At 61.2% G+C, this 4,959-nt stretch carries 2 protein-coding genes and 5 pseudogenes; 4 read left to right on the top strand and 3 right to left on the bottom strand.

Features of this window, described 5'->3' with window-relative positions; translation table 11 throughout:
• Nucleotides 1–268: pseudogene (locus EN874_RS31995) on the top strand (hypothetical protein); the annotation flags it as partial.
• A gap of 597 nt (nucleotides 269–865) precedes the next feature.
• Complete coding sequence (locus tag EN874_RS31990; RefSeq protein ID WP_127428828.1) at nucleotides 866–2,203, top strand: amidase; 1,338 nt, start codon at nucleotides 866–868, stop codon at nucleotides 2,201–2,203.
• Between the two features lie 357 nt (nucleotides 2,204–2,560).
• Here EN874_RS31990 and EN874_RS31985 read toward each other — a convergent pair whose 3' ends face one another.
• The 3 genes and pseudogenes from EN874_RS31985 to EN874_RS34900 all read right to left on the bottom strand — a co-directional run.
• Entirely contained in the window at nucleotides 2,561–2,914 is a 354-nt protein-coding gene (locus EN874_RS31985; protein WP_126097345.1) for a transposase, read from the bottom strand.
• A 64-nt stretch (nucleotides 2,915–2,978) separates the two neighbouring features.
• Nucleotides 2,979–3,170, bottom strand: a pseudogene (locus EN874_RS34905) (ATP-binding protein); the annotation flags it as partial.
• Nucleotides 3,171–3,292: 122 nt separating this feature from the next.
• A pseudogene (locus tag EN874_RS34900) lies at nucleotides 3,293–3,640 on the bottom strand (ATP-binding protein); the annotation flags it as partial.
• On the opposite strand from EN874_RS34900, the pseudogene EN874_RS31975 reads away from it, so the two are divergent.
• Nucleotides 3,632–3,867: pseudogene (locus EN874_RS31975) on the top strand (IS21 family transposase); the annotation flags it as partial. The pseudogenes EN874_RS34900 and EN874_RS31975 sit on opposite strands and share 9 nt — an antisense overlap.
• Nucleotides 3,868–4,361: 494 nt before the next feature.
• A pseudogene (locus EN874_RS34675) lies at nucleotides 4,362–4,782 on the top strand (transposase); the annotation flags it as partial.
• Nucleotides 4,783–4,959 lie beyond the last annotated feature (177 nt).

The following is a 4,959-nucleotide window of genomic DNA, read 5'->3' as shown; positions in this document are numbered from 1 at the left end:
GGCGCAAGTCGAGAGCAGCCTTGCAACTTTGCTGCAGGACATTGCGGTTGCGACCTTCCGTGCCTGCCAGTGCCGGGACTACGCCCGCGTCGACCTCCGGATCGACCGCTCCGGTCAGCCCTTTGTCTTGGAGATCAACTCGATGCCGGGGCTGAGTATGAACTCCGAATTTGTCCTAGCCGCGATTGCCGCTGGACATAGCTACTCGAGCTTGATCAATCGCATCCACGATATCACCCACGCGAGGTACTTCGAAATCGTTGGCTAGATGCCATAATGGGCCGACGCTCCTCGCATAGCGACGAAAGTGACTATTCCTCCCGGTGACGATGTAGGGCGGGTTGGTCGACCCCAGGGCCAGCAACCCATCGCCTCGCAGGAGCGTCACTTGCGGGAAGCCAAGGCGGCGGCTGAGGTCTACACGGGCGCCGGATGCTTTCCCGGCTACTCACCGGGCGCTCGATGGTCAGTGCGACCTCGAGCCCGCCGACTGAACCGGGCGATGAGCCGGGCACCGAGGCCAGTATGATTTTCCCTCGTGATCTAAACATTACTATTGAGGGGGAACTTCGGAGACGGGAATTTTCATCACTAAACCGGATTCGACTACTCACGATAATCTGCGCGGCCTTGCCGTTGTGGGAAAGAGGAACAATGGTGAAGCTCCGTCTGGAGACATTGCAGGCCATTAACGTCGATTTTTTTGACAACCTATGGGCCGAAGAGGATCTTCAAAAGTTGGTGACGCCCCGGTTCGGGGTAGTTCCTAGCTTCGAGAGTTTGCTATCGGATTTGCGCAGAATCGGCGCCAGAGACCTGGGCCAAGTTGCTCCGGACGCCCTAGCGCAAGCAACAGACACTGGCCATGACTGAATGGAGGTCAATCAAAACTATTGCGGCCGCACTCGAGGGCGGCAACCGGTCCGCGGTCGAGATCATCAGCGACTGTATTGCTGCGGCCGAACGGACCAATCCCTCGCTGCGCAGCTTCATTACGGTTGCCGCCGACCATGCACTCGCCCAGGCGGCCAAGGCCGATACACGCCGGAAGGCCGGCCGCGTTCTGGGACCGCTTGATGGAATTCCTTATGCCGCCAAGGATATGTTCGAAACGCGCGGGATCAGGACCACCGGCGGCAGCAGGGTGTTAGAGAACAATGTGCCGGAGAGGTCGGCGGCGGCCATTTGCATGCTTGAGGCAGCGGGGGCGGCCCTGATCGGCAAGACCAATCTCCACGAATTCGCATTTGGCGCGACCGGTGAGAACCGCTGGGCCGGAACAGTCGTCAACCCGCATGATGAGACAAGGCTCGCTGGTGGCTCGAGCAGCGGCTCCGCGGCAGCCGTGGCGGCGGGCATCGTGCCGTTCGCGCTTGGCACCGATACGGGCGGCTCGGTTCGTATCCCGGCCGCGCTCTGCGGCATCGCCGGGTACAAGCCGAGCTATGGCCTGATCAGTCTCGACGGCGTCATCCCCTATTGTTGGTCGCTGGACCATGCGGGCGTACTCGCGACATCTGTTGAGGACCTGGAGCTTGTCGTCAGGCAAATCGCGAAGCTCCCGTCGGCGACGCCACCCGGCGCGGCGCCGAGGGTTGCCTTGGTCAACGGCTGCGAGAACAAATGCGACGCGTCGGTGCACGACGCGTTCCTCGCCACGAAGACACACATCGGACGGCGGGGCGCCACATTCGGCACGATCGCACTCCCCGATCAGTCCGAGGCCCGTGCAGTCTCGCTGACAATCCAGCTCGCCGAAACTCTTGCGTATCACGGCCCTAATCTTGCCAGCGCCCGAGATCGATTCGGTGCCGACATGCGCGGCGGCATTGTGATGGGTCAGTTCCTGTCCGCAGAAAGCTACGTCCAGTGTAAGCGCGTGCTGTCGACCTACAGGCGATCATTTGCGCAGGCCATGCAGAAGTTCGAATTCCTGTTGATGCCGACCTGTCCGATCACAGCGCCGGAGGTCGGGACCATCGACGTGGACATAGCCGGGCAGACTATTCCACTTGGCAGTGCCCTGACGATGTTCACTTCCTTCTTCAATCTGGTAGGCGCGCCGGTGATAGTGCTCCCGGTAGCCTCGCCGAGCGGCGGCCTGCCCGTGTCTGTGCAGATTATTGGTGCACCCGGCTCCGATGCGCAGCTCTTTGGGGTCGCCCTCAGGCTCGAGAGCGTATGCAGGGAGGCGAGATTCTGATCGCGTCAACCAGTGACTTCGAGCGTTCGACAAGAACACGGGACTGGTCTAGAAAACTGAGAGGACAGTTCTGGAGTGCACCCCGCGACTGAGACAAATTAATAGCAGACAATTCCTGAATTACAGGAAGAAACGGTTGGAAGAAAAGCCGAGATTTAGCGAACAAGAGGAACACTCCATGCTTTTGCGGATGGACGGGATGCAAATTCCGAGGGATGTCGCCCTCCGATTCCGAAATGATCTCGCCCCCTCGTTCCGAGATTTAACCGCCCCCTGAATCCGAAATGATGCCGCCCCCTTGGAGGCATGCGCTAAGATAGCTTCGGCATGGACTGAAATTTGCGCTTTCGAGGTGGCTCACGCCATCGATGTCGCAAGGCATGGAGATTTTGGCGCAGGGTTGCCAAGGGCGGTTGAGCAAAGATCGCTGCGATCAGCGAGGCGACGATCTGGCGGGTGGCGCGCCACAGCAGCGGGCGCCCGTCGCTCAAGGGGAGAGACACCCAACTCCTGCGAAAGGGTTTCGGTCACAAGCGCGATGAGGAAGTGGGCAAGAATCCAAGGCTTTGCGATCCTTGGCTCTTTGGCGGGAGGCGTGGCCAGTCCGATCAGGCTCTTCAGACGCTTGAAGGCGAGCTCGATGCGCCAGCGCATGCGATAGAGCTTGAGAACTGTGCCGGAGGGAAACTCGTCCTGGTCAAGCGAGATCACAAGGTGTCAATGCCGCTCGAATTTTCCCCAAAAGTGCCGAAGTAAAATTCCCCAGTTTCGCCGCTCAGGCTGTCGCGGAGGGGTGTCCATTTTTCGGTGGCCGGCCGCGCGGCCGCGATGGTGGATTTATTGTCGGCGGCGTGATGGAGGCTTTTGATCGCAAGTGTTCGGGCATGAGCTCGGCGTGCTGGCGGAGCCGATAACTCGATCCGTCGATCTGGACGACGACCGCATGGTGAAGCAGGCGATCGAGAAGTGCGGTTGTGACGACAGGGTCGCCGAAGACCTCGCCCCATTCGGCGAAACCGCGATTTGAGGGAGAATCATTGCGCCCTTCTCGTAGCGGGCGTTGACGAGTTGGAAGAACAGATTGCCGCCACCGTGGACGACGGGCAAGTAGCCGATCTCATCGACAACGAGCAGAGCAGGCCGGCAGAAGAAGCGGATGCGTTCCTGCAGGCGGCCTTCGCGTTCGGCCCTTGCCAGCGCGGCGATGAGTTCGGCGAGCGTGCAGAAATAGACGCTCTTTCCAGCCTTCACAGCCTCGACTGCAAGCGCAATGGCCAGATGGCTCTTGCCTGTGCCGGGCGGGCTGAGGAAGTGGATGACCTCGCAGCGGGCGACGAAGCCGAGTTGGGCCAGCGTGAAGATTCGATCGCGGTCGAGCGAGGGCTGGAAAGAGAAGTCGAAGCTGGCGAGCGTCTTGACCGTGGCCAGCCGGATCACATGCCTTCATCGCACCGCCGTGGACGATCGAGAGGATCAACCGGGAAGCTTCCGCGATCGGTCTCGATGCGGCCTTGCTGTGCCAGAAGATACTGGCGGATCGGCCGCATCCCGAACAAGGCTTCCGCGCCTGTCTTGGCGTCATACGGCTCGTCAAGGGCTTCGGCCGCGAGCGCGTCAACGCCGCCTGCGGCCGGGCGCTGGAGATCAACGCCAGGACTTATGGCTATTGCAGACTGTGGTGCAGGAGGCTTTCGAAGCCGAGAGGACGGAGGCGATCTGGCAGCGAAGAGGTCGGCCGGTGACGATCAGGCTGAGGCGCCTTAGCCCCTCGCCCTGGGGCGAACGCCGTGGGGTTGCGCCGGTCAGGCAACGCGGCGGTAAGCCGATCTCCTCGATGCAGGCTTTGGGAAAGCGCAGCTTCGCTGGGACAAGGCGGTTCCTAATGCGCTTGTCGGCCCGCGGGCGAGCTTACGGTCGAGCATTCGGCCGTGCCAGTCCTTGTGGTCTGATCTCATTGGCGCTGCTCTGTTCGGCCTTCGCGCCAAACAGCTGCCGTTCCGGGCTATCACTCAAAGGAGCTTACAAGTAGGGTCCCGTTACAGAACAAGGCGGCGCCTCCTCGCTTTCGTACCAAAGGCCCTCAGGTTCGCCGCCGAAGCCGGCGAGATCAAAAGGCGTTCATTCACTGACGGGTGGTGCTTAAATGTTCAGGCCGATGCCGTTGTTCAAAGTGGGCCGCAATCCTGGTCCGCTGACCCCAGGCGCTGTGCTGGGCGGATGCGCGCCGAAAGTTCTTCGTGCTTGCCGACGTCGCTACCAATGCCAAGCGCGCAAGGATGCCGCACCGATCTCGCGGATCGCGCTCGAGGCGGTCAACCAATGGACCTGCTGTTGATGTCGAGCGCGACATCAAAGGTCTTGCCGCCGACGAACGCCTGCGAGGACGCCAGCAGGAAAGCCGGCCGTTGGCAGAGACGCTTAGGGGATGCGGAGCGAGCGGGCAAGACTGTCCCGAAGCTCTCCGGTTGCTGAGCCGATCGAGTATGTGCTGAAGGGTGGGAAGGTTTATGACCTTGTTCGCCGACGGCCGGATCAGCCCGACCAACAACGCTGCCGAGCGGGCGTTGCGTCTCTTTGCTACGCGACGATCGCCGACCCATTATGGCTTTCAGCTCAGAGGAATCGAAGTTCGCGATCGCCGTTGCTCAGGACCTCCGCCCCTCCATCGGTCACCAGGATCGTCTCGCTGCAACCGATCGCGAAACGGCCCTCCTCGTCGGTCAGGAACAGCGGCATGTGCAGCGCCATGTTGGGCC

Origin of the sequence: Mesorhizobium sp. M1D.F.Ca.ET.231.01.1.1, from assembly GCF_003999155.2 — a bacterium.
In the GTDB taxonomy this organism is placed as follows: Bacteria; Pseudomonadota; Alphaproteobacteria; order Rhizobiales; family Rhizobiaceae; genus Mesorhizobium.
Note: the sequence above shows the minus strand (reverse complement) of the source record. Positions and strands in the feature narration are given on the sequence as shown.